Below are 24505 nucleotides of genomic sequence, written 5' to 3'. Positions count from 1 at the left end.
GAAGGTCGAAGCCATTTTCAGCATCGCCGGCGGCAGAGCGGCGTGAACGTTTGTATGATCCGTTTTCGAGTATGATGTTTCAGTAATCCTTCGCTTCGCAAGATCCGCGCGCCTGTCTCCTCCTGTGGCAGGCGCGCAATTCTTTTGTGCAGCGGGATCAGCGCGCGCCGATCAGTGGAGCGATGTGGCGCAGCGCCATCAGGTAGCCGTTCGTCCCCAGCCCGGCGATCACCCCTTCGGCCCGCAGGCTGACATAGGAGTGGTGGCGGAAGCTTTCGCGCTTGTGGATGTTCGAGATATGGACCTCGATCACCGGGGCGTCGAAGGTGTTCAGCGCATCCAGGATCGCGACCGAGGTATGGGTCAGCGCGCCGGGATTGATGACGATCGCGTTCGCTTCGTGCCGGGCCTCGTGGATCGTGTCGACGATGACGCCTTCATGGTTCGACTGGAAGAAGCGGATCTCGATCCCCAGTTCGTGCCCCAGTTCGGTGCAGGCGCGTTCCACGTCGGCCAGCGTCGTGCTGCCATAGATCTCGGGTTGGCGCTGGCCCAGAAGGTTCAGGTTCGGGCCGTTCAGGATATAGACGGTGGGCATGGTTTCCTCGCATCCGCGGGTGACCGACCCGCCGTTTCGGCGCGAAGGATAATCCACGCGGGCCGCGCCGCAAGCGCGATCAGCCCGGTTCGGCCAGGAAGATATAGCCCGCGCCGTAGATCGTCTTGATCAGTCGCGGGTTCTTCGGATCCTCGCCCAGCTTGGTGCGCAACCGCGAGATGCGCACATCCATCGCCCGGTCGAAGCTTTCCCCCGCGGTCCCGCCCAGTGTCTCAAGCATCTGTGTGCGCGAGATCAGGCGGCGAGGATTGTCCAGGAACATGCGCAGAAGCTCGGCCTCGGCATGGCTGATCGGGGTCTCCTCTCCTGCGGGAGAGGTCAGGGTATAGCGGTCGAAATCCGCCGCCCAGCCCGAGAAGCGCTGCTGCTGGCGCGCCGCCCCGGCATCGCGCTGGGGCTTACGCAGGCGGGCGCGGATGCGGGCGACGACCTCGGCCGGCTCGAAGGGCTTGATAATGTAATCGTCCGCACCCAGTTCCAGCCCGGCCACGCGGTCCTGCACCTGCGCTCGGCCAGAGATGATGATGATCGCCGCCCCGGAGTCGCGCGCCAGCCGGTGGACCAAAGCCAATCCGTCGCGATCGGGAAGGCCCAGGTCGATCAGGCAGGCATCGGGTTCGATCCTGCGCAAGGCGGCCTCGAACTCGGTCGCGCGGGCGAAGGAAAGGCTGCGGAACCCCGCCTCATCCAGCGCGGCGGATAAAAGGCGCCGGATCTCGGGCTCGTCGTCAAGGATCGCGATCAGGGGGGCTTCAGTCATCCGTCACCATCATCAGGGCCGCGGCCAGCGCCGCATCATCGAAAGGCTTGGTCAGCACCGGGCCCGGCAGCGCGGCGCGCAGCGGATCCGACGCGGGCAGTGCGGTCATCAGGATCAGGGGCAGCCCGGCTTCCACAAGCAGGGTGCCCGATCCGTCGCCCAGCTGCAGGTCGGACAGGATCACGGTCACGCCGGGAAGGTCGGTCAGGCCGCGTGCCTCGGCAAGTCCTTCGGCCTCGATCACCGCATGGCCCAGCAGCGTCAGCATCTCGCGCGTGGCGGCGCGGATGTCGGGATCGTCCTCGACCAACAGGACAAGGTGCGGGCGGGCCGACCGCCAGGGCAGGCGTATCGTGACCTGTGCGCCCCCGGCATTGGCCAGCCGCAGCGTCCCGCCCGCCAACTTGATCTGGTCATAGACCATCGACAGGCCCAGCCCGGATCCCTGACCGCCCTTGGTCGAAAAGAAGGGCTCGGTCGCGCGGCGCAGCGCCTCATCCGTGAAACCGGGGCCGGAATCGGTCACTGTCAGCTCCAGCCAGCGACCCGCCGCGCGACCGGCGATGACGATCTCACCCTGGCCCCGCATTGCGTCCCGCGCGTTCAGGATCAGGTTCAGCAGCGCGTCCTGCAGCGCGCCCGGATCCAGCATCAGGCGCGTATCCGGCAGGCCGGGCGCAATCTCCAGCGTGACGTCGCCGCCCAGTGTCGGGCGGGTCATCGCGGCCAGGTCATCCAGCAGGCCGCGCAACTCCACGGGGCGGGGGCGGTGTTCGCGCTGCCCGGTCAGGGTGGCGATGCCGTCCAGAAGCGTCACCCCCCGACGCGCCGCGGCCAGCGTGGCCTGAACGTCCTCAACCTGCCCGGCCGAAAGCCCGGACCGCCCCAGCCGGGTCTGAAGGCCCAGGATGATCGTCAGCAGGTTCCCGAAATCATGGGCCATGCCCGAGGTGACTTGCGCCGCAACCGCGCGCTTGGCGGCATGGGCCAGCGCCTCGCGCGACTGCACCTCGGCGCTCACGTCGGTCGACAGGACATAGGCCCCGCGCCCGGTCTGGTCCGGCGTCAGGGCGATGCGGATGCGCCGCCCCGAGGGCGGATGCGTGATTTCGAACACCTGCGGCTGGCCCGCGACGGCGCGGTCCATATGGGGCCGGATACGGTCAAAGGTCTCGCTTCCCAGAACCTCCTCGCCGGTGCGGCCCAGCACCGCGACATCGGAGCCGGGGAACACCGCCGAGATCTGGTTGTTCGAGAAGGTATAGCGATAGGTGCGGTCCATATGGGCGATATGGGCCGGGACCATCGCCGTCACCTGCCGCGTCCGGGCCTCGGATTCGGTCAGGATGCGCTTGGCCTCCTCCAGCGCGGCATTGGTCGCGGCCAGTGCGCGGTTTGCGGCGGAAAGCCGTTCGGCATTTTCGAAGACACGTTCCGACAGTTCGGCCGAGCGCGCACGCAGCAGTTCTTCCTGTCGCTTGATCTGGGTGATGTCGGTATAGACGGCGATCCAGCCACCCTGCGACAAAGGTGCGCCTTCGACCGAGATCCAGCGCCGGTCGGCCCGCTTTCGCTCCATGTAATGGGGCTGGAAGGTCCGGGCCTGATCGACCCGTTCGCGGATCGCGGCCTCGGGGTCATCCTGTGGGCCGTATTCGCCGCGCTCGACCAGAAAGCGGATCGTGTCCTCGAAACTGGCGCCGGGCAATGTCAGGCGGTCGGGCAGTCCGAACATCGCCTGATAGGGCCGGTTCGACACCGCGAGCCGCAGTTCCGCATCGAAAATCGAGATCGCCTGCTGAATCAGGTTCAGCCCGGAGCGGGTCAGTTCTGCGTGCCGTTCCTCGGGAAGCATAAGCATGGGTAGCATTGCCGGGCGCGTGTAACAATTCGTAGGATTCGCGAAAAACTGGCGCAAGGATTGGCATCGTAAGCTGCAAGTGTCGGACGGGAGGGGAGCCCGAACGACAAGGGAGGAAGCATGCAGACCACGCAAGTGGCCGAAGCCGGGTTGCAATCCATTCCCGCGTTGCTGGCACGCAATGCCGCCGTCTTTGGCGCGCGTCCGGCCTATCGCGAGAAGGAATTCGGAATATGGCAAAGCTGGACCTGGGCCGAGGCGGCGGGGCAGACCCGCGACCTGGCGCTGGGATTGCTGAAGCTGGGCCTGCGTCCCGGCGACCATGTCGCGATCATCGGGCGCAACCGGCCAATGCACTACTGGTCTATGGTCGCGGCCCAAATGTGCGGCGCGGTCCCGGTGCCGCTGTATCAGGACGCCGTCGCCGACGAGATGGCCTATGTCCTGGGTAACTGCGGCGCGCGCTTCGTTGTCTGCGGCGACCAGGAACAGGTGGACAAGGTGCTGGAGGTGGGCGAACGCGCCCCCGCGGTCGAGCGTCTGATCTATACCGACCAGCGCGGCATGCGGAAATACGACCATGCCCGGATGAATGCCCTGGCCGATCTTCAGGCGCAGGGGCGCGCTGCCGAAAGCCAGCTGGGGGTGGAACTTGATGCCCGCATTGCCGGCCTTGGCTATGACCAGACCTGCGTCATGCTTTATACCTCTGGCACGACCGGCAAGCCAAAGGGCGTCGTCCTGTCGAACCGCAACATCATCGAGACCTCGAAGAACAGCGCCGGGTTCGACCACCTGACCGAGCGCGAGGAGATCCTGGCCTATCTGCCGATGGCCTGGGTCGGCGATTTCATCTTTTCGGTCGGGCAGGCCTATTGGGCGGGCTTCACGGTGAATTGCCCTGAAAGCGCGCGGACGATGATGACCGACCTGCGCGAGATCGGACCGACCTATTTCTTCGCCCCGCCCCGCGTGTTCGAGGGGCAGTTGACCAGCGTGATGATCCGCATGGAGGACGCGGGCCGCGTCAAGCGCTGGCTGTTCGATCACCACATGGCGCTGGCCCGCCGCGTGGGTCCGGGCATTCTTGAGGGCCGCCCCGTCGGCATCATTGACCGTCTGCGCTATGCGTTGGGGGATGTGCTGGTCTATGGACCGCTGAAGAACACCCTGGGCTATTCGCGCATCCGCGTCGGCTATACCGCGGGCGAGGCGATCGGCCCCGAGATCTTCGACTTCTACCGCAGCCTCGGGATCAACCTGAAGCAGCTTTACGGCCAGACCGAGGCCTCGGTCTTCATCACCCAGCAGCCGGACGGCGAAGTCAGGGCCGATACGGTTGGCGTTCCCAGTCCGGGCGTCGAACTGAAGATCGCGGAGTCTGGCGAGGTCTTCTATCGCAGCCCCGGCACCTTCGTCGAATATTTCAACAATCCCGACAGCACCGCTTCGACCAAGGATGGCGAGGGGTGGGTGGCGACGGGCGATGCCGGCTTCTTCGAGGAAGGCACGGGCCATCTGCGCATCATCGACCGGGCCAAGGATGTCGGGCGCATGGCGGATGGCCGCATGTTTGCCCCGAAATATGTCGAGAACAAGCTGAAGTTCTATCCCAGCATCCTTGAGGCGGTGGTGTTCGGCGCGGGCCGCGATGCCTGCACGGCCTTCATCAACATCGACCTTGCGGCAGTGGGGAACTGGGCCGAGCGCAACAACATCGCCTATGCCAGTTATCAGGAGCTGGCCGGGCATCCGCAGGTCTATGCCGCGATCCGCGAGCATGTCGAGGCGGTGAACGCCTCGGTCGCGCAGGATCCGATGCTGTCGAGCTGCCAGATCGCGCGTTTCCTGGTCCTGCACAAGGAACTGGACCCGGACGACGGCGAAATGACGCGGACCCGCAAGGTCCGGCGCGGGGTCATCTCGGACAAATATGCCGACCTGATCGCAGCGCTTTATGACGGGTCGCGAAATGTCTTTACCGAAACCGAAGTCACATATGAGGATGGCCGCAAGGGCAGGATCAGGGCGACGCTGCGGATCGAGGAGGCCCGGACCGTCCCCCCGGCCCTTCACGATGTGAAAGCAAAGGGAATCGCAGCATGACCTCGGACAAGCCCGCCTATTTCTTCGCCGCCATCTTCGCCATTGCAGGGATCCTGCTGGCCTGGCTGATCGCCTCGATCCTGCCACTGGCTGTCTACAATGTCCTGGCCGGCGCCATCGGCGCCATTTTCGGCGTGCTGATGATCTCGCGCCTCTGGCCATCCTTGCCGGTGCGCGAGGCGCATCTGTGGGGCGGGGCGCTGATTGCCTACAACATCCTGCTGTCGCTGCTGGAAAGGATATGGACTTGAACCCTGCCGCCGCAGCCCAGGACGTGACGCCGCCCGTCGGGCGCCAAAGCGGTCCTGTCATCATGGACCTGAAGAACATCACCCTGCGCTTCGGCGGGGTGGTGGCGATCAAGGATATCAGCTTCGACATCCGCGAGGGAGAGATCCGCGCGATCATCGGCCCGAACGGCGCGGGCAAGTCGTCGATGCTGAACGTGATCTCGGGCTTCTATGTGCCCCAGCAGGGCGAGATCTGGTTTGATGGCCACAAGCGCGGGCCGATGAGGCCCTATCAGGTCGCGCGGCTGGGCATCGCCCGTACCTTCCAGAACATTGCGCTGTTCGACGGCATGTCGGTTCTCGACAACATCATGACCGGGCGGCTGAACATGATGACGGCGCCGCTGTGGTCGCAGGCGTTGTGGTGGGGCCGGGCCGAGCGCGAAGAGGTCGAGAACCGCGAAGAGGTCGAGCGCATCATCGATTTTCTCGAGATCCAGAACATCCGCAAGACCCCGGTGGGACGCCTGCCTTACGGGCTGAAAAAGCGGGTCGAACTGGCGCGCGCACTGGCGGCGCAGCCGCGCATCCTGCTGCTGGATGAACCCATGGCGGGCATGAATGTCGAGGAGAAAGAGGACATGTGCCGCTTTATCCTGGATGTGAATGACGAATTCGGCACGACCATCGCGCTGATCGAACATGACATGGGCGTAGTCATGGACCTGTCGGACCGCGTGGTGGTGATGGATTACGGTCGCAAGATCGGAGACGGCACCCCGGACGAGGTTCGCGCCAATCCCGATGTCATCAGCGCTTATCTGGGCGTCGTGCAGGAATAGGAGCCGGCGATGGAAATCCTTTATGCAAGCGAGGTGCTGCTGAACGGCCTGATGGCGGGGGTGATGTATTCGCTCGTCGCTCTGGGCTTCGTGCTGATTTACAAGGCCTCGGGCGTCTTCAACTATGCCCAAGGCGTGATGGCCTTGTTCGCCGCGATGACGCTGGTCGGCATCATGGAGGGGCGGGTTCCCTTTGCGCATCTGATCAACGCGGCCTTCGGCATCCATGTCAGCAGCTTCGGCTGGACGGTGCCAGCCATCATCGGCATCGCCCTGACCGCATTGGTCATGGTGGGTCTGGCCATAGCCGTCGAGAAGCTGGTCCTGAAACACCTTGTCGGGCAGGAACCGATCATCCTTTTCATGGCGACGATCGGCCTCGCCTGGTTCCTGGAGGGACTGGGCGACGTGATGTGGGGTGCCGACGTCAAGGTTCTGGACGTCGGCCTGCCGCAAGGCATCTCGGACAGGGTCGAGGCCGCGACGAATGCGTGGTTCGGCTATGGCTTCTTCATCGACCGCCTCGACATCTGGGCGACGGTCATCGCGGCGGCATTGGTCGCGGCGCTGGTCGGCTTTTCGCAATATACCAAGCAGGGTCGGGCGATGCGCGCCGTGGCCGACGACCATCAGGCCGCGCTGTCGGTGGGGATCAGCCTGCAGTTCATCTGGATCATGGTCTGGTCGATTGCAGGGTTCGTGGCGCTGGTCGCCGGCATCATGTGGGGCACCAAGTCCGGGGTGCAGTTCAGCTTGTCGCTGATCGCGCTCAAGGCGCTGCCGGTGCTGATGCTGGGCGGCTTCACCTCGATCCCCGGCGCGATTGTCGGCGGGCTGATCATCGGCATGGGCGAGAAGCTGTTCGAATATTTCATCGGCCCGATGGTCGGCGGCGCGACCGAGAACTGGTTCGCCTATGTCCTCGCGCTCATCTTCCTCGTCTTCCGGCCGCAGGGCCTGTTCGGCGAGCGGATCATCGAGAGGGTCTGAAGCGTGCCGCGGGTGGAAAGCAGGGGATTGGGTATTTTCGAAACGGTGAGAGTTTCATCGTTTTCCAAATACCCGAATGTCGGGACGGTCCGACCGGGAGGGGCTGATGTTCTATCGCGAGGCAGGTGACTTCAAGACAAGCTACCGCGACGACGGTCAGACCTTTCCGATCCGGCTGGATCGCTGGGGTTATTACGGGCTGCTGGCCGTGGCCTTTCTGGTCGTGCCCTTCGTTATCGACAGCTACTGGGCCAACGCGGTTCTGGTGCCATTCCTGATCTATGCCATAGCGGCGATCGGGCTGAACATTCTGACGGGCTATGCCGGCCAGGTCAGCCTTGGCACCGGAGGCTTCATGGCCGTGGGCGCCTATGCGGTCTACAAGCTGATGACCGCATTTCCGGGCGTGCCGATATTCATCCACATCCTGCTGGCGGGCGCGATCACCGCCGTGGTCGGGATGCTGTTCGGCCTGCCCAGCCTGCGGATCAAGGGCTTCTATCTGGCGGTCGCGACCTTGGCCGCGCAGTTCTTCCTGGTGTGGCTCTTCAACAAGGTGCCGTGGTTTTACAACTACTCCGCCTCGGGACAGATCAACGCGCCCGAGCGTACGATCCTGGGCTGGGCGGTGACCGGACCCGCGACGACCGCTTCCGCGAAATACCTGACCTGCCTTGTCTTTGCCGTCGTGCTCGCCTGGGTCGCGCGGAACCTGACGCGGGGCACGGTCGGGCGCAAGTGGATGGCGATCCGCGACATGGACATCGCGGCCGAGATCATCGGGGTCAATCCGCTGACCGCCAAGCTTTCGGCCTTTGCGGTGTCCAGTTTCTTCGTCGGCATCGCGGGCGCGCTGCTTTTCTCGGTCTATCTGGGCGCGGCCGAAGCCAGTGAAGCCTTTGGCATCAACAAGAGCTTCCTTGTCCTTTTCATGATCATCATCGGCGGGCTTGGCAGCATCTTCGGCAGCTTCGCGGGTGCGGCCTTTCTGGTGTTGCTGCCGGTGCTGCTCAAGAACCTGCTGGTCGCGCGGCTGGGCTGGCCCACAGATCTGGCCGCTCATATCGAACTGATGATCATCGGCGCGCTGATCATCTTCTTCCTGATCGTCGAGCCGCATGGCCTTGCCCGGCTCTGGCGGTTGACGAAGGAGAAGCTGCGGCTTTGGCCGTTCCCGCACTGAACCGGAATCCCGGCAGACGAACACCCTTGGGGAGGAGACCAAGATGAGACTGAAGCTAGCAACCATCGCGCTTGCCGCCACCATGGCGGCGGCCCCGGCAATGGCCGATCTGGTCGTGCCGAACCTCAGCTATCGCACCGGCCCCTATGGCGCGAACGGCACGCAATATGCGGATGGGTTCAACGACTATTTCACGCTGCTCAATGAACGCGACGGCGGCATCGGGGGCGAGAAGATCCAGACGCCGGAATGCGAGACCGCCTATAACACCGAAAAGGGCGTCGAGTGCTATGAGGCGACCAAGGGCAATGGCGCGCTGGTCTATAACCCGCTGTCGACCGGAATCACCTATCAGCTGATCCCCAAGGTCTCGGCCGACAAGATCGTGCTTTATACGCCGGGCTATGGGCGGACCTCGGCCAAGAACGGCAAGGTCTTCGAATGGGTCTTCAACGCGCCCGCGAACTATTGGGACGGCGCATCGGTCGCGGTGAAATACCTGCTGGACCAGAATGGCGGCGATCTGAAGGGCAAGAAGATCGCGCTGGTCTATCACAATTCGGCCTATGGCAAGGAGCCGATCCGTACATTGCAGGATCTGGCCCAGAAGCACGGCTTCACGCTGAACGAGCTGCCGATCGATCCGCCGGGGCAAGAGCAGAAAAGCCAATGGTTGCAGATTCGCCGCGACAAGCCGGACTATGTCATCATGTGGGGCTGGGGCGTGATGAACCAGACCGCCATTCAGGAAGCCGCGAATATCCGCTTTCCGATGGAGAATTTCATCGGCGTCTGGTGGTCGGGGTCCGAGGTTGACGTGCTGCCCGTCGGCGCTGCCGCCAATGGCTACAAGTCGCTTACCTTCAACGGGGTGGGCACCGACTATCCAGTCTATGACGACATGAAGAAGTTCGTCATCGATCCGGGCAAGGCCTCGCAGGGCGGTCAGTTCGTCGGCTCGGCCCTGTATTCGCGGGGCATGTACGCGGCGGTGGTGATCGCCGAGGCGATCAAGAAGGGGCAGGAACTTGCCGGGACGCCCACGATCACCGCGGCACAGCTGCGCGACGGGTTCGAGGCGCTCGACATCACGCCCGAGCGGCTGAAGGAGATCGGCCTTCCCGACTTTGGCCCCGAAATCAAGATGAGCTGCGACAACCACGGCGGCAGCGGCATGGCCCGGCTTCAGCAGTGGGATGCCAATGCCAAGAAATGGACCCTGATCACCGAGTTTACCCAGCCCGACCAGGATGTCCTGACCCCGCTGATCCAGGAGGACAGCGAGGCCTATGCCAAGGAAGCGGGCATCACGCCGCGCTGCTGATCCCGCGTGCCCCGGCGGGACGTCCGCCGGGGCCAATCCGACAGGGGGAAACCATGCTTGATGCCACGCCCAAGCCCGATGCGCTGCTTGAGGTCAACAATATCGAGGTGATCTACAACCACGTCATTCTGGTTCTGAAAGGGGTCAGCCTGTCAGTGCCCAAGGGCGGAATTACTGCGCTTCTGGGCGGGAACGGTGCGGGCAAGACGACGACGCTGAAGGCGATCTCGAACCTTCTGCATTCCGAACGGGGCGAGGTCACCAAGGGTTCGATCAGCTATCGCGGCGAAAGGGTGCAGGACATGGACCCCGCCAGCCTGGTGAAGAAGGGCGTGATCCAGGTGATGGAGGGGCGGCACTGTTTCGAACACCTGACGGTCGAGGAGAACCTTCTGACTGGCGCCTATACCCGGACCGATGGTCGCGCCGCAGTCGCCCGCGACCTGGAGATGGTCTATTCCTATTTCCCGCGCCTGAAGGAGCGGCGGAAATCCCAGGCGGGTTACACGTCGGGGGGCGAACAGCAGATGTGCGCGATGGGCCGCGCCCTGATGTCGCGCCCCGAGACGATCCTGCTGGACGAGCCGTCGATGGGATTGGCGCCCCAACTGGTCGAGCAGATCTTCGAGATCGTGAAGGCCGTGAACGAGGGCGAGGGCGTGACCTTCCTGCTGGCCGAACAGAATACCAATGTCGCGCTGCGCTATGCCCATCACGGCTATATCCTGGAAAGCGGCCGGGTCGTGATGGATGGTCCCGCCGAGGCGTTGCGCGAAAATCCCGATGTGAAGGAATTCTATCTCGGCATGTCCGAGCAAGGCCGCAAAAGCTTCCGCGACGTGCGGTCCTATCGCCGTCGCAAGCGCTGGCTGGCGTGACGGTCCCGGAAAGGCGATCCCATGACATTCTATGACGAGCTTGAGACGCGCAGCGCCGATCAGCGTGCCGCATGGCTGGCGCAGGAACTGCCCGCCGCGCTGCTGCGCGCCCGCACCTCTCCGGCAATGGCGCGAATCCTGCAGGGGGTCGAGCCAGAAACGGTGACGACGCGCGAGGCGCTGGCCGGCCTGCCGGTCATTCGCAAGTCCGAACTGTCCGAGGCACAGAAGAAGCAGCCCCCCTTCGGCGGCTTCACCACGCGCAGACCGCATGAGTTCGAGAATGTGTTCCAAAGCCCCGGCCCGATCTATGAACCTGGACGGCGCGGCAATGACTGGTGGCGGCTGGGCCGGTTTCTGTTCGCGGCGGGCGTGGGGCCGGGGGACATCGTCCATAATTGCTTCGGCTATCACCTGACGCCCGCCGGCATGATGTTCGAAAGTGCCGCGCGCGCGGTCGACGCCGCCGTCCTGCCCGCCGGCACGGGCCAGACCGAATTGCAGGTGCGCGCCGCCGTCGATATCGGCACGAGTGTCTATGCCGGGACGCCGGATTACCTGAAGATCATCCTCGACAAGGCAGACGAGATGGGCGAGGCGCTGGCACTGACCCGCGCCACGGTTTCGGGCGGGGCGCTGTTTCCGGGCTTGCGCCAGTCCTACGCCGATCGGGGAATCGCGACGACGCAATGCTATGCGACCGCCGATCTGGGACTGATCGCGTACGAGTCCCCCGCGATGGACGGAATGATCGTCGACGAAGGCGTGATCGTCGAAATCGTTCGCCCCGGCACCGGTATTCCCGTCCCCGAAGGCGAGGTCGGCGAGGTTGTCGTGACCAGCTTCAACGCCGATTATCCGCTGGTTCGCTTTGCGACCGGCGACCTGTCGGCGGTGCTTGCGGGACAAAGTCCCTGCGGCCGCACCAACATGCGAATTCGGGGCTGGATGGGCCGCGCTGATCAGACCACCAAGATCAAGGGCATGTTCGTGCGACCCGAGCAGGTGGCGGTTCTGGTCTCGCGCCATCCCGAGATTGCGCGGGCGCGCGTCGTCGCGGATCGGGCGGGCGACATGGATTTGATGACGGTGCAACTGGAAACCGACAGCAAAGATGCGGCAAGATACGAAGCAACGGTGTTGGACACCCTGAAACTTCGCGGCCGGATCGAACTGGTTGCGCCCGGATCGCTTCCGAATGACGGCAAGGTCATCGAGGATCGGCGCAGCTATGATTGACCTCGGGCCGCACAAGGCCACGAGGTTCGTTGATGCGATATTCCCTGTTTCTGCTGGCCGCCCTTGCGGGCGCGGCTCCGGCCCTGGCCGAGAATCGCGCGGTGGTCATCGGGAATGCGGACTATCGGACTGCCCCGGATCTTGCGGGTTCCGACACGCCTGCGCTGGCCGAGGTGATGCGGGTCGCGGGATTCGTCACGGCGCAGGGAATCGACCAGCCCGCGGACGAATTGCGCCGCACGTTGGACCTGCTTGCGCGCAGGGATGACGCGCCGGGCGCCCGAATCGTCGCGCTGAATGGGCGATTCCTGAACCGCGATGGCGAAACCTGGCTTCTGGGGACCGATGCCGGCAAGCCTGACGCCCAGGAAGTGGGGCATCAGGGCGTGCCGCTGTCGTTGGTCATGCAGCTGATCGCCGAGGCGAAGCCTGGGGCGGTCCTGCTGCTGGGGACCGACCAGCAGGAGATGCCTCATCGCGAGGGGCTGGAAAGCGGCATTGGCGAATTGGCCGAGATGTCTGGTGTTTCGGTCATCGTCGGCCCGCCCGAGGCGACGGCGCGGGCGCTGCGCGAACTTGCGGCGGGGGGCACCGTGTCCCGCGCGCTGTCGTCGGCGCGCAACCTGCGGCTTTTGCCCGGCGGTGAGGTGGATCTGGTGCCGGCGCGGCGCAGTGGCAAGCCCGCACCCGGTGACGAGACCCAGCCGGTCGAGGCCGACCGTCAGGCCTGGGCCGATGCGGCCGAGGGGGACAGCGCGGAATCCTATCTTGCGTATCTGGAAACCTATCCTTCGGGCATGTTCGCGGGCGCGGCCGAAACGCGGCGCCGTGTCCTGCAGGATGGCCGCAGCAAGGCAATGTCAGACCGCGATGCCTGGTCAGCCGCTGCGGCATTGGATCGCACCGCCGGGTATCGCGATTACCTGTCGCAGTTTCCGGGTGGGCAGCGCTCTGCCGATGCCTTGCGCCGGTTGGCCGAGCTGGCCGGTTTGGCGACCAAGCCCATCAGCCGCGCCCCTTCGGGGATCGAGACGATGCTGGGTCTGGACCGAGCCGCCCGTCTGGGCATACAGAAAAACCTGTCGCGCCTTGGTTATGAACCCGGAGAGCTGGACGGTATCTTCGGCAAGCGCACGCGCGAGGCGCTGGCAACCTGGCAAGAGGTGAACCGGCTTGAACCGACTGGATACCTGACCTCGGCCCAATATGACCTGCTGCGCCGCCAGATCCATTTCCTGGACGGGAAAAGCGGCAGGCGCGACGATGAATACTGGCAGCGGACCGGCGCACTTGGCGAGACGCGGCAGCTGCTGGCCTATCTTCGCCGCTATCCCGAAGGCCGCCACGCGGTCGAGGCGCAGCGCGTGCTGGCAGCGATGGCCGGCACGCAGATGGCCGCCGCCCAGCTTGCCGGCGCGGATGCAACCTGGCGGTGGGCGCGGCGTCAGGACAGCGCTGCCGCCTATCGTTCGTATCTGGAGCGGTTCCCCGATGGCAGCCATGCAGACGAGGCCCGCCAGCGGCACGACAACCTTCAGGCCCTGACCGAAGCGTCGCGGCGCGAGGAGGAGGAACTGCAGCTGAACGCCGCCACCCGCCAACGCATTGAGAGCCGCCTGAGCGAGGAAGGGCTTGATCCGGGCGAGATCGACGGACGCTTCACCGACGAGACGCGGGATGCCTTGCGCCGCTATCAGGCGGCCCAGAATCTTCGCGTCACCGGATATCTGTCACGACAGACCGTGTCGCGCCTGCTTGAGACGGCGGCACCACAGGGTAACGACATCCGTCAAGGAGAGGGACGATGAGCTATTTGGCCGCATTGCTGATCACGGTGGCAGGGGTCTGCATCGCCGTGCAGGCGCCGATCAACACTGCGCTGGGACGCCAGGCTGCCAGCCCGCTGGTCGCTGCGGCGATTTCGTTTGGCGTGGGCTTCGTGCTGCTGACCAGCCTGTCGCTGATCCTGGGGCAGGGGCGCGGCTTCCTGCGAGCCTCGGGGGCCGAACCCTGGATGTGGGTCGGTGGCATTCTCGGCGCGTTCTATGTCTGGGCGATGGTCTGGTCGCTGCCGCGACTGGGGGCGCTGACAGCGCTTTGCGCGCTGGCCCTGGGCCAGATCCTTGCCGCGATCCTGCTGGACCGGGCAGGGGCGTTCGGCCTGCCTGTGCGCGAAATCTCGATCCCGCGTGTGCTGGCCGCGCTGATGGTCGGCGGCGGGCTGATCATGTCGCGATTCTGATTCGCCGGAGCGCATCGGGGGATCGCCGTTTCCCGGCTGTGCGGGCAGCGATGCATGGCAAAACGCCCGCAGCGCAAACACGCAGCGGGCGTTCAAATCGGGCAACAAGTGCCGCGAAACTTAGCCCTGGCGGGCCTTGAAGCGCGGGTTGGTCTTGTTGATGACATAGATGCGGCCTTTACGGCGCACAACTTGGCAATCGCGGTGGCGGCTCTTGAGCGAGCGGAGCGAATTGCGAACCTTCATCGGTCTTCTCCTATCGCGGCGCATCGCAAGGCGCCATGAAACTGAAACGCCCCCGGAATGCCCGGGGGCTGGGAATAATGGTGGGCGGTACTGGGATCGAACCAGTGGCCACTACGATGTCAACGTAGTGCTCTACCGCTGAGCTAACCGCCCTCCTTACCTTGCGAGTCTGTCAGCATTCGCTTCCAAATCGCCTTGGTCTGCGGCTCTATATAGAGGCCCGCGGGGGGTTTCAACCCCTCTTCTTACGGTTTTGCAACTGGACTTGGCCGGCGCGGAACTTGGGCTATAACCGTCGTGTTCCATGCCCGGCACAGGATGCCCAGCCAGCAGCGCCTAGGACCAGGATACCGGATATGAGTTTGGACGACGCCACCTTCGACCTGATGCGGCCCCGCGACTGGCAGGGTGGGGTCATTTTTGCCTCGCCGCATTCCGGACGATGCTATCCAGACTGGTTTTTGGCTGAATCCCGGCTGGATTCGCAGAATTTGCGGTCGTCCGAGGATGCTTTTGTCGATCGGCTGATCGCCCCTGCCGTTGATCATGGCGCGGTCGTGCTGACGGCGCGGGTGCCGCGCTGCGTCGTCGATCTGAACCGTGGCCCGGACGAGATGGACCCACTTGTCGTGGCGGGCGCGGTCCCCCGCGTGATGAGTCCTCGAATCATGGCGGGACTGGGGGTGATTCCCCGCGTCGTCTCGCAAGGGCGGGCGATCCATGACCGGCCGATTCCCCTGGCCGAGGCGGATCAGCGAATCGCGCGACTGTGGCATCCCTATCACGAGGCGCTTTCGGCCCTGATCGACGAGGCGATTGCCCGCTTCGGCGGTGCGATCCTGATCGACATGCATTCGATGCCCCGCGACGCCCTGGCCCATCTGCCGCGGCCGCGACCCGATTTCGTGCTGGGCGACCGCAATGGTGTCTCGGCTGCGCCGCGCATCGCCGCCGCCGCCGCCGAGGCTGTCGCCTCGGAAGGGTTCCGGCTGCGGCGCAATTCGCCCTTTGCGGGCGCCTATATCGTCGCGGCCTATGGCAAGCCCACGCGCAACGTCCACGTCCTTCAGCTTGAGATGGACCGTTCGCTTTACATGGACGAGCAGAAGATCGAGCCGCGGGCCGATTTCGATGTCTTCGCCCAGCGTTTCGCGCGTATCGTCGCGCGGCTGGCCCGGCTGCGACCGGATTCCGGCGAATCCGCGATCGCGGCCGAATAATCAGGGGGAAGATGATGGAAGAACAGTTGTTGGACCTGGTCAGCCGCAACATCGCGCTGATCGTGCTGGCCTTCGTGATCTTCCTGGCGGTCAGCTCGGCGGTCCGCATCGTGCCCCAATCCGAGAAGTTCGTGGTCGAACGGTTCGGCCGCCTGCGCGCGGTTCTGGGGCCGGGGATCAACTTCATCGTGCCCTTCCTGGACCGGGTGGCGCACAAGATCTCGGTGCTTGAGCGGCAGCTGCCGACCAACCGGCAGGACGCGATCACCGCCGACAACGTGCTGGTGCAGGTCGAGACCTCGGTCTTCTATCGCATCATCGAGCCGGAAAAGACGGTCTATCGCATCCGTGACATCGACGCGGCCATCGCCACCACGGTCGCTGGTATTGTGCGCTCCGAGATCGGGACGATGGAGCTGGACCAGGTCCAGTCGAACCGGGCAAGCCTGATCGAGCGTATCCGTGGATCTCTGGCCAATGTCGTCGACGACTGGGGGATCGAGGTGACGCGGGCCGAGATTCTGGACGTGAACCTGGATGACGCGACCCGTGCGGCCATGCTCCAGCAGCTGAACGCCGAACGCGCCCGCCGCGCCCAGGTCACCGAGGCTGAGGGGAAGCGTCGCGCGGTCGAGCTTGCCGCCGATGGCGATCTGTACGCCGCCGAGCAACAGGCCAAGGCCAAGCGCGTGCTGGCCGAGGCCGAGGCATTTGCCACCAATGCCATCGCCGGCGCGATCCGCGATGGCGGTCTTGAAGCCGCGCAATATCAGGTCGCCATGCGTCAGGTCGAAGTCCTGGCCGAGGTCGGCAAGGGGCAGGGCAAGCAGACGATCATCCTGCCCGCTTCGGCAGTCGAGGCCATGGGCGATGCCTTCAAGCTGTTTCGGGGTGCCAAGCCGTGATGAACGGCTGGCTGTGGGTGATTGCCGCGCTGATCCTGGGGGCGCTGGAGATCGTGCTGCCCGGCTGGTTCTTCCTGGGGATCGCGCTGGCGGTCGGCCTGATGGGGCTGGCGCTGCTGGTCGGGATCTGGACAGGTGGACTGCCCCTGGCGCTGGTGGTGACTGCGGCGCTGAGCGGGGCGGCCTGGCTGGTCCTGCGCCGGATCTTCGGCAGCAGCCGGGGCGAGGTCACGATCTGGACCCGCGACATCAACGACGACAAATGAGCTTCTGCGGCGCCAAGCTGGTGCTGACGCTGGGACAGGATCTCCTGACCTGCCTGCGCGACGATTACGACTGGATCCCGTTCCCGGCGCATTGGGATCTGCCGGGCGGCGGGGCTGAACCCGGCGAGGCGCCCGCGGACTGCGCGCTGCGCGAGCTGGAGGAGGAATTCGGCCTGCGCCTTGACCCGAACCGGATCACGGGGACGGCCTTTCCCTCGATCACGCAGCCGGGACATCAATCCTGGCTGTTTCGCGGTCACCTGACCGCTGCCGAAATCGCGGCCATCCGCTTCGGCGACGAAGGGCAGAAGTGGCGCATGATGCCCGTCGCCGAGTTTGTGGCACATCCGCGCGCCGTGCCGCATTTTCGCGACCGCGTCGCGCGGATGCTGGCGCTTTAGCGCGCCGGAAATTCCGCGACGATGGCCTGGGCTGCGGCGCGAGGATCCTGGGCCTGCCAAATCGGGCGGCCGACGACGATGTGATCGGCGCCATTGGCGATGGCGGTGGCCGGGGTCTCGATCCGCTTCTGGTCGCCCGCGTCGCTGCCCGAGGGGCGCACGCCTGGCGTGACGATCAGCCGCCCGGCCGCCTCCGGCAGGGCCCGGATCAGCCCGGCTTCGCGGGGCGAGGCGATGACGCCGTCCGCCCCGGCCTCGAAGGCGCGGGCGGCGCGGGTCGCGACGATCTCGGTCACGTCGCCCGGCAGGATCAGCCCGGCGTCAAGATCGCCCCGGTCCAGCGAGGTCAGGATGGTGACGGCCAGGATCTTCAGGTTGGATCCTGCCGCGCCCGCCTTTGCCGCGCGCACGACATGGGGGTCGCCATGCACGGTCAGGAAGTCCAGATCGTATTGCGCGATGCCGCGGACCGCCGCCTCGACCGTGGCGCCGATGTCGAAGAACTTCATGTCCAGGAAGATGCGCTTGCCATGTTCCTGCTTCAGTTCGTTGGCCAGCGCCAGCCCGCCCCCGGTCAGCATTCCAAGGCCGATCTTGTAGAAGCTGGCTGCGTCCCCGATCTTCTCGGCAAGCTCCAGCCCGGCCAGCGCATTCGGCACATCCAGTGCCACGATCAGGCGATCATCCATCCTCAACCCCGATTTTCTGATAAACGGCGCGCTTATATGGGGGAACCGCGCGTCTTGAAACCCCGTTTTTCCCTGCCCATCTGACAGGCAGGACCCGAGGGACCGTGCCGAATGCGGGCGGTTCCAGGCGGGGGCTGAGGAAAGGAATTTCATATGGATATGGAAAAATTCACGGAACGGTCGCGTGGCTTCCTGCAGGCGGCGCAGACGATCGCGATCCGCGAGAACAACCAGCGCGTCATGCCCGAACATCTGCTGAAGGCGCTGATGGATGACGACCAGGGCTTTGCCAGCAACCTGATCGCGCGGGCCGGTGGCGATGCGCAGGCCGTGCGCGTTGCCGTTGACGAGGCGGTGGCGAAGCAGCCCAAGGTCAGTGGCGGCCAGGGTCAGGTCTTTGTCGATCCCTCGATGGTGCGCGTGTTGGACGAGGCCGAGAAGCTGGCGAAGAAGGCCGGGGACAGTTTCGTTCCTGCCGAACGCGTCCTGACCGCATTGGCGGTGGTGAACACCAACGCTCGCGACGCGCTGAGTGCTGGCAAGGTGACCGCGCAGACGCTGAACGCCGCGATCAACGACATCCGCAAGGGCCGCACCGCCGACACTGCCAGCGCCGAGGACAGCTATGAGGCATTGTCTAAATATGCCCGCAACCTGACCGAGGCGGCCGAGCAGGGCAAGATCGACCCGATCATCGGACGGGACGAGGAAATCCGCCGTGCCATGCAGGTGCTGTCGCGCCGGACCAAGAACAACCCGGTCTTGATCGGTGAACCCGGCGTCGGCAAGACCGCCATCGCCGAAGGGCTGGCGCTGCGCATCGTGAACGGCGACGTGCCGGAATCCCTGCGCAACAAGCAGCTTTGGGCGCTGGACATGGGTGCGCTGATCGCCGGTGCGAAATATCGCGGCGAATTCGAGGAGCGGCTGAAGGCGGTCCTGAAAGAGATTGAGGACGCAGCCGGGGAAATCGTGCTGTTCATCGATGAGCTTCACGTTCTTGTCGGCGCTGGCAAGACAGACGGCGCGATGGATGCGGCGAACCTGATCAAGCCCGCGCTGGCCCGGGGTGAGCTGCATTGCGTCGGTGCGACCACGCTGGACGAATATCGCAAGTATATCGAAAAGGACGCGGCTTTGGCCCGCCGGTTCCAGCCGGTCATGATCGAAGAGCCGACGGTAGAAGATACGATCTCGATCCTGCGCGGTATCAAGGAGAAGTATGAGCTGCATCACGGCGTCCGCATCAGCGACGCCGCGCTGGTGGCTGCTGCGCAGCTTTCGAACCGCTACATCACCGACCGCTTCCTGCCCGACAAGGCCATCGACCTGATGGACGAGGCGGCAAGCCGCCTGCGCATGGAGGTGGATTCCAAACCCGAGGAGCTGGATGCCTTGGATCGGCAGATCCTGCAGATGCAGATCGAGGCCGAGGCCCTGAAGAAGGAAGATGATGCCGCCAGCAAGGACCGGCTGGAAAAGCTTGAGAAACAGCTTTCCGAGCTGCAGGAGAAGTCGGCGACGATGACGGCTCGCTGGCAGGCCGAACGCGACAAGCTGGAAGGCTCGCGCAACCTCAAGGAGCAACTCGACAAGGCCCGCGCCGAGCTGGATCAGGCCAAGCGGGAAGGCAACCTCGCCAAGGCCGGGGAGCTTTCCTATGGCATCATTCCGGGCCTGGAAAAGAAGCTCGCCGAATCCGAAGGCACCGACGAGGGTCCGATGGTCGAGGAGGCGGTTCGCCCCGAGCAGATCGCCGAGGTGGTGGAGCGCTGGACCGGCATTCCCACCAGCAAGATGCTGGAGGGCGAGCGTGAGAAGCTGCTGAAGATGGAAGAGGTGCTGGGCAAGCGCGTCATCGGCCAATCCGAAGCGGTCACTGCCGTCTCGAACGCGGTGCGCCGTGCGCGGGCCGGGCTGAACGATCCGAAACGGCCACTGGGCAGCTTCCTGTTCCTTGGCCCGACCGGCGTCGGCAAGACCGAGCTGACCAAGGCCATCGCCGAATACATGTTCGACGACGACTCTGCGATGGTTCGCATCGACATGTCCGAGTTCATGGAGAAACACTCGGTCGCCCGCCTGATCGGCGCGCCTCCGGGTTATGTCGGCTATGACGAGGGTGGCGTGTTGACCGAGGCCGTGCGGCGTCGCCCCTATCAGGTGATCCTGTTCGACGAGGTCGAAAAGGCCCATCCCGATGTCTTCAACGTGCTGTTGCAGGTGCTGGACGACGGTCAGTTGACCGACGGTCAGGGCCGGACGGTGGATTTCAAGCAGACGCTGATCATCCTGACCTCGAACCTTGGGGCACAGGCGCTGTCGAGTCTTCCCGATGGGGCGGATTCGAGCCAGGCGCGGACGCAGGTGATGGACGCGGTGCGCGCCCATTTCCGTCCCGAGTTCCTGAACCGGCTGGACGAGATCATCATCTTCCACCGCCTGACGCGGGACAACATGGACGGGATCGTCAAAATCCAGCTGTTCCAGCTGGAACATCGGCTGGCACAGCGGAATATCCTGCTGGAACTGGATGAGGATGCGACCAAATGGCTGGCTGACGAAGGCTATGACCCTGTCTTCGGTGCGCGCCCCCTGAAACGGGTGATTCAGCGCAGCCTGCAGAACCCGCTGGCCGAGATGATCCTGTCGGGCGAGGTGCTGGATGGCCAGACGGTCCACGTCAGCGCGGGACCGGATGGGCTGATCGTCGGAAATCGCGTCACCGGGGTCCATCTGGGCGAGGCCGGGGACAGCGGTCCCAGAGTGCCGCTGCACTAATTCGGATGCCTGTGGAAAGGGCGGTCGCGTGGCGGCCGCCCTTTTCCTTTCGGCGGGTCTTTACCCGCAACCGATGCAACGCATGGTAAGCCCTGCGAAAACATGCATGATCGCGCCCAATACTTGCAGAACCAGAGGCGAGACATGACCCGCATCCTGACCGTCCCCACCAAGCCCATCGAGGGACAGAAGCCCGGCACTTCGGGCCTGCGCAAGAAAACCAAGGTCTTCATGGGCCCCCATTACCTTGAGAACTTCACCCAGTCGGTCTTTGACGCGATCGGGGGCGTTCAGGGCAAGGTGCTGGTCCTTGGCGGAGACGGGCGCTACTTCAACGACCGCGCGGTGCAGGTGATCCTGCGCATGGCGGCGGCGAATGGCGCGGCGCGGGTGATCCTGGGGCAGGGCGGGTTGCTGTCGACGCCCGCTGCCTCGAACCTGATCCGCAAGCGCAAGGCGGATGGCGGCGTGATCCTGTCCGCCAGCCATAATCCCGGCGGCATCGACGAAGATTTCGGCATGAAGTTCAACGGCGCGAATGGCGGTCCCGCGCCCGAATCCGTCACCGACCTGATCTTTGCCCGCACTCTGGACCTGTCCGAATACCGTATCCTTGAGACCGGGGACCTGGACCTGACCCCGCTTGGCGAAACCGCGATGGGCGCGATGGTGGTCGAGATCGTCGACCCCGTCGCCGACTATGCCGAGTTAATGGGCCAGCTGTTCGACTTCGACGCGATCCGCAACCTGTTCATCGGCGGCTTCCGCATGCGCTTTGACGCGATGCACGCCGTGACCGGCCCCTATGCCCATGAGATCCTTGAGCGGATTTTGGGCGCGCCCGAGGGCACCGTCGTCAATGGCATCCCCTCGCCCGATTTTGGTGGCGGCCATCCGGACCCGAACCCGGTCTGGGCCGATGATCTGGTCGAGGCGATGTTTGCGAAGGATGCGCCAGATTTCGGTGCAGCATCGGACGGCGATGGCGACCGGAACATGGTGCTGGGTCGCGGAATCTATGTGACGCCCTCGGACAGTCTGGCAGTTCTGGCGGCGAACGCGCATCTGGCGCCGGCCTATGCCGGGGGGCTTTCGGGGATCGCGCGGTCAATGCCGACCAGCCGCGCCGCCGACCGCGTGGCTGAAAAGCTGGGCATCGAGTGCCACGAGACGCCGACCGGCTGGAAGTTCTTTGGCAATCTGCTGGACGCCGGCCGCGTCACGATCTGCGGCGAGGAAAGCGCCGGCACCGGATCGGACCATGTCCGCGAAAAGGACGGGCTTTGGGCCGTCCTGCTGTGGCTGAACATCCTGGCCCGCCGGATCGAGCCGGTCGAGCAGATCATGGCCGCGCATTGGTCGCAGTTTGGCCGCAACTATTACTCGCGTCATGATTACGAGGCAGTGCCCGTCGAACGTGCGAACGCGCTGATCCAGCGCCTGCGCGACATTTCCGGGGATCTGCCGGGCCAGCAGGTCCAGGGAATGGAGGTCGCAAGCGCGGACGACTTTGCCTATCACGACCCGGTCGATGGCTCGGTGTCTAAGAACCAGGGCATCCGCATCGGTTTTGCCGACGGCTCGCGCGTGGTGCTGCGCCTGTCCGGGACGGGGACCGAAGGCGCGACTCTGCGCGTCTATCTTGAAAGATACGAACCCGATCACGCGCGCCACGATCTGCCGGTCGAGGAGGCGCTGGCCCCGGTGATCGCCGCTGCCGAGGAGATCGCGTTGATCCGTGAATTCACCGGCCGCGAGCGGCCGGACGTCACCACCTGACAGGATCACGGGAAAGTCATTCCATCCGCTGCACTGCCCTGCGATCATGTCCGTGACTGGTGTCATGAACACAATGTCTGGGAGGCCGGGATGAAGCTGAAATGGTCCGATGTAACGCCCGAGCAGAGCTATCTTGACCGCCGCAAGTTCATTGCGGCGGGCGCGATTGCCCTGCTTGGCACCCCCGCACTGGCGCTCGCAGGCAAGACCTCGCGCTATTCCACGGTCGAGAAGCAGAACACCTTCGAAGAGATCACCAACTACAACAACTTCTATGAATTCGGCACCGGCAAGACCGATCCCGCCAGCAATGCCGGGTCGCTGAAGACCTCGCCCTGGTCCGTCCGGATCGAGGGGATGGTGGACCATCCCGGCAGCTATGGGGTCGAGGATCTGGTCCCCGATTCCGCGCTGGAGGAACGCATCTATCGCCTGCGCTGCGTCGAGGCATGGTCGATGGTGATTCCATGGCTGGGCGTACCGCTGGCCGCAATCCTGAAAAAGGCGGGTCCGCAATCCGGCGCGAAATACGTCGCCTTCCAGACCCTGCTGGACCCCAAGCAGATGCCGGGGCAGGCCTACGGCGGCGGCATCGACTGGCCCTATCGCGAAGGATTGCGCCTGGACGAGGCGATGAATCCCCTGACAATCCTGGCGACGGGGCTTTATGGGCGGGTCCTGCCCAACCAGAACGGGGCGCCGATCCGGCTGGTCGTGCCGTGGAAATACGGCTTCAAGTCGATCAAGTCGATCGTCGCCATCTCGCTGACCGACAAGCAGCCTCGGACCACTTGGCAGATGCTGCAACCCAGCGAGTACGGTTTCTATGCCAATGTGAACCCGCAGGTCGACCATCCCCGCTGGAGCCAGGCAACTGAAAGGCGGATCGGCAGCGGCCTGTTTGGCGGTCGGCAGGAAACCCTGATGTTCAACGGCTATGGGGACGAGGTCGCCAGCCTCTATGCCGGGATGAACCTGGCCAAAGCTTACTGATGGCGCAGGTTCTGAATCGCTGGTTTCGCCGCCTGCCTGTCTGGGCCGTCTGGCTTCTGGGGGCGATCCCCCTGGTCCTCTTGGTCTGGGACACATTTCACGGCAATCTGGGGGTCGAGCCGGTCCGCGACATCGAACATCGCCTGGGGCGGACGGCGCTTTACTTTCTGATCGGGACGCTGGCGGTCACGCCCCTGTTGCGGCTGACGCGGATAAATCTGGTTCGGTTTCGACAGGCGCTTGGCCTCATCTGCTTCAGCTATGCTGTCCTGCATCTGTCGGCCTGGATCGCCTTCGACATGGCCTTTCTCTGGGCGCAGATGCTGAAGGACGTGGTCAAGCGTCCCTACCTGATCTTCGGGATGCTGGCGTTCCTTATGCTGACGGCACTGGCGGTGACGTCGAACCGCTGGTCGATCCGCCGCATGGGCGCGGGGTGGAGACGGCTGCATCGCCTGATCTATCCCGCCGCGGTTCTTGTCTCCGTGCACTGGCTTTGGGCGCTGAAGCTGTGGGAAGCGAAGCCGTTGACGATGCTGGGTTTGATTCTGGTGCTTCTGGCCCTGCGTTTGCTGAGGTTTTTGCCCGGGGCGGGCCGGAACGCGGCGCGGCGCGCGGGTGCGTGATCCGCTGTCGCAACCTACCTCCGCCGCATCACCGATCCGGTGGAGGATACATTACCGTTTATAATCAACAAGTTGCAATTTAATATCTATTTCCGTCACTTTTGCCCTTGCGGGTATTTGGGTTGGTCCGTAAATACCCGCTCACCGAGACGGCGACGCTGGCTCGGGACGGGATTGAGCGGTGCGGAAGTGTTGCTTGATCTGGGACAATTCGGGAATGAGATGGCTTGACGGCGCCACGAAGGAAATGGCGCGGTTCGGGTTGTTTTTTATCCCCTGCTTTTTGACATTGCGAGATATCTGAAGAGATATGCGGGCGGTCTGG

At 64.4% G+C, this 24505-nt stretch carries 24 protein-coding genes and 1 tRNA gene; 18 read left to right on the top strand and 7 right to left on the bottom strand.

The window, feature by feature from the left end; translation table 11 throughout:
• Nucleotides 1-157: 157 nt before the first annotated feature.
• The 3 genes from aroQ to RM190_RS12470 form a co-directional block, all read right to left on the bottom strand.
• Nucleotides 158-598: a type II 3-dehydroquinate dehydratase gene (aroQ, locus tag RM190_RS12480; RefSeq protein ID WP_311759779.1), complete on the bottom strand. Its 441-nt coding sequence runs from the start codon at nucleotides 596-598 to the stop codon at nucleotides 158-160.
• A gap of 79 nt (nucleotides 599-677) precedes the next feature.
• Entirely contained in the window at nucleotides 678-1379 is a 702-nt protein-coding gene (locus RM190_RS12475) for a response regulator transcription factor (protein WP_311759778.1), read from the bottom strand.
• Nucleotides 1372-3240 (bottom strand): PAS-domain containing protein, encoded by a 1869-nt coding sequence (locus RM190_RS12470; RefSeq protein WP_311759777.1) that lies wholly within the window; start codon nucleotides 3238-3240, stop codon nucleotides 1372-1374. The genes RM190_RS12475 and RM190_RS12470 overlap by 8 nt, the downstream gene beginning before the upstream one ends.
• Nucleotides 3241-3360: 120 nt before the next feature.
• Here RM190_RS12470 and RM190_RS12465 point away from each other — a divergent pair, with 120 nt between their 5' ends.
• The 10 genes from RM190_RS12465 (at nucleotide 3361) to RM190_RS12420 (ending at nucleotide 14274) form a co-directional block, all read left to right on the top strand.
• Nucleotides 3361-5346 carry an AMP-binding protein gene (locus RM190_RS12465; RefSeq protein ID WP_311759776.1) on the top strand — a complete coding sequence of 662 codons (1986 nt, stop codon included), beginning with the start codon at nucleotides 3361-3363 and terminating at the stop codon, nucleotides 5344-5346.
• Nucleotides 5343-5597, top strand: coding sequence for a hypothetical protein (locus RM190_RS12460; protein ID WP_311759775.1), 255 nt, complete (start codon nucleotides 5343-5345; stop codon nucleotides 5595-5597). Before RM190_RS12465 ends, RM190_RS12460 begins: the two co-directional genes overlap by 4 nt.
• Before the next feature lie 62 nt (nucleotides 5598-5659).
• Nucleotides 5660-6418 (top strand): ABC transporter ATP-binding protein, encoded by a 759-nt coding sequence (locus RM190_RS12455; RefSeq protein WP_311759979.1) that lies wholly within the window; start codon nucleotides 5660-5662, stop codon nucleotides 6416-6418.
• A gap of 9 nt (nucleotides 6419-6427) precedes the next feature.
• Nucleotides 6428-7408: a branched-chain amino acid ABC transporter permease gene (locus RM190_RS12450; protein WP_311759774.1), complete on the top strand. Its 981-nt coding sequence runs from the start codon at nucleotides 6428-6430 to the stop codon at nucleotides 7406-7408.
• A gap of 106 nt (nucleotides 7409-7514) precedes the next feature.
• Entirely contained in the window at nucleotides 7515-8591 is a 1077-nt protein-coding gene (locus RM190_RS12445; RefSeq protein ID WP_311759978.1) for a branched-chain amino acid ABC transporter permease, read from the top strand.
• Nucleotides 8592-8634: 43 nt separating this feature from the next.
• Nucleotides 8635-9915 carry an ABC transporter substrate-binding protein gene (locus tag RM190_RS12440; protein ID WP_311759773.1) on the top strand — a complete coding sequence of 427 codons (1281 nt, stop codon included), beginning with the start codon at nucleotides 8635-8637 and terminating at the stop codon, nucleotides 9913-9915.
• Between the two features lie 53 nt (nucleotides 9916-9968).
• Nucleotides 9969-10793 carry an ABC transporter ATP-binding protein gene (locus RM190_RS12435; protein WP_311759772.1) on the top strand — a complete coding sequence of 275 codons (825 nt, stop codon included), beginning with the start codon at nucleotides 9969-9971 and terminating at the stop codon, nucleotides 10791-10793.
• 21 nt (nucleotides 10794-10814) lie between these two features.
• Entirely contained in the window at nucleotides 10815-12032 is a 1218-nt protein-coding gene (locus RM190_RS12430; protein ID WP_311759771.1) for a phenylacetate--CoA ligase family protein, read from the top strand.
• Nucleotides 12033-12064: 32 nt separating this feature from the next.
• Nucleotides 12065-13840, top strand: coding sequence for a peptidoglycan-binding protein (locus tag RM190_RS12425; protein ID WP_311759770.1), 1776 nt, complete (start codon nucleotides 12065-12067; stop codon nucleotides 13838-13840).
• Complete coding sequence (locus RM190_RS12420; protein ID WP_311759769.1) at nucleotides 13837-14274, top strand: DMT family transporter; 438 nt, start codon at nucleotides 13837-13839, stop codon at nucleotides 14272-14274. Before RM190_RS12425 ends, RM190_RS12420 begins: the two co-directional genes overlap by 4 nt.
• A gap of 120 nt (nucleotides 14275-14394) precedes the next feature.
• Here RM190_RS12420 and ykgO read toward each other — a convergent pair whose 3' ends face one another.
• Together ykgO and RM190_RS12410 are read right to left on the bottom strand one after the other, a co-directional pair.
• Nucleotides 14395-14520 carry a type B 50S ribosomal protein L36 gene (gene ykgO / locus RM190_RS12415; RefSeq protein ID WP_011746405.1) on the bottom strand — a complete coding sequence of 42 codons (126 nt, stop codon included), beginning with the start codon at nucleotides 14518-14520 and terminating at the stop codon, nucleotides 14395-14397.
• A gap of 78 nt (nucleotides 14521-14598) precedes the next feature.
• Nucleotides 14599-14673, bottom strand: a tRNA-Val gene (locus tag RM190_RS12410).
• Nucleotides 14674-14876: 203 nt separating this feature from the next.
• On the opposite strand from RM190_RS12410, the gene RM190_RS12405 reads away from it, so the two are divergent.
• The 4 genes from RM190_RS12405 to RM190_RS12390 are packed head-to-tail and all read left to right on the top strand — an operon-like array spanning nucleotide 14877 to nucleotide 17312.
• A complete protein-coding gene (locus tag RM190_RS12405; protein WP_311759768.1) occupies nucleotides 14877-15740 on the top strand; it encodes an N-formylglutamate amidohydrolase in 864 nt (287 codons plus the stop codon).
• Nucleotides 15741-15754: 14 nt separating this feature from the next.
• Nucleotides 15755-16645 carry an SPFH domain-containing protein gene (locus RM190_RS12400; protein ID WP_311759767.1) on the top strand — a complete coding sequence of 297 codons (891 nt, stop codon included), beginning with the start codon at nucleotides 15755-15757 and terminating at the stop codon, nucleotides 16643-16645.
• On the top strand, nucleotides 16645-16911 hold the full coding sequence (locus tag RM190_RS12395) for an NfeD family protein (protein WP_311759766.1): 267 nt from the start codon (nucleotides 16645-16647) through the stop codon (nucleotides 16909-16911). Before RM190_RS12400 ends, RM190_RS12395 begins: the two co-directional genes overlap by 1 nt.
• Nucleotides 16908-17312 (top strand): NUDIX hydrolase, encoded by a 405-nt coding sequence (locus RM190_RS12390; RefSeq protein ID WP_311759765.1) that lies wholly within the window; start codon nucleotides 16908-16910, stop codon nucleotides 17310-17312. The genes RM190_RS12395 and RM190_RS12390 overlap by 4 nt, the downstream gene beginning before the upstream one ends.
• Here RM190_RS12390 and pyrF read toward each other — a convergent pair.
• Nucleotides 17309-18001, bottom strand: coding sequence for an orotidine-5'-phosphate decarboxylase (pyrF, locus tag RM190_RS12385; RefSeq protein ID WP_311759764.1), 693 nt, complete (start codon nucleotides 17999-18001; stop codon nucleotides 17309-17311). The two genes, RM190_RS12390 and pyrF, sit on opposite strands and share 4 nt — an antisense overlap.
• Before the next feature lie 153 nt (nucleotides 18002-18154).
• Between pyrF and clpB the strand changes: the two genes are divergently transcribed.
• The 4 genes from clpB (at nucleotide 18155) to RM190_RS12365 (ending at nucleotide 24180) form a co-directional block, all read left to right on the top strand.
• Nucleotides 18155-20782, top strand: a complete 2628-nt coding sequence (gene clpB, locus RM190_RS12380; protein WP_311759763.1) for an ATP-dependent chaperone ClpB — start codon at nucleotides 18155-18157, stop codon at nucleotides 20780-20782.
• A gap of 144 nt (nucleotides 20783-20926) precedes the next feature.
• Nucleotides 20927-22561 (top strand): alpha-D-glucose phosphate-specific phosphoglucomutase, encoded by a 1635-nt coding sequence (locus RM190_RS12375; protein WP_311759762.1) that lies wholly within the window; start codon nucleotides 20927-20929, stop codon nucleotides 22559-22561.
• 90 nt (nucleotides 22562-22651) lie between these two features.
• The gene (gene msrP, locus RM190_RS12370) at nucleotides 22652-23554 is read left to right on the top strand and encodes a protein-methionine-sulfoxide reductase catalytic subunit MsrP (protein WP_311759761.1); all 903 of its coding nucleotides are present in this window, start codon (nucleotides 22652-22654) and stop codon (nucleotides 23552-23554) included.
• Nucleotides 23554-24180: a protein-methionine-sulfoxide reductase heme-binding subunit MsrQ gene (locus RM190_RS12365; protein ID WP_311759760.1), complete on the top strand. Its 627-nt coding sequence runs from the start codon at nucleotides 23554-23556 to the stop codon at nucleotides 24178-24180. The genes msrP and RM190_RS12365 overlap by 1 nt, the downstream gene beginning before the upstream one ends.
• Before the next feature lie 141 nt (nucleotides 24181-24321).
• Here RM190_RS12365 and RM190_RS12360 read toward each other — a convergent pair.
• On the bottom strand, nucleotides 24322-24505 hold a 184-nt coding region (locus RM190_RS12360), incomplete at its 5' end, for a hypothetical protein (protein WP_311759759.1).

The sequence above is a fragment of the Paracoccus broussonetiae genome, assembly GCF_031854425.1.
Classification (GTDB): Bacteria; Pseudomonadota; Alphaproteobacteria; order Rhodobacterales; family Rhodobacteraceae; genus Paracoccus; species Paracoccus broussonetiae.
Note: the sequence above shows the minus strand (reverse complement) of the source record. Positions and strands in the feature narration are given on the sequence as shown.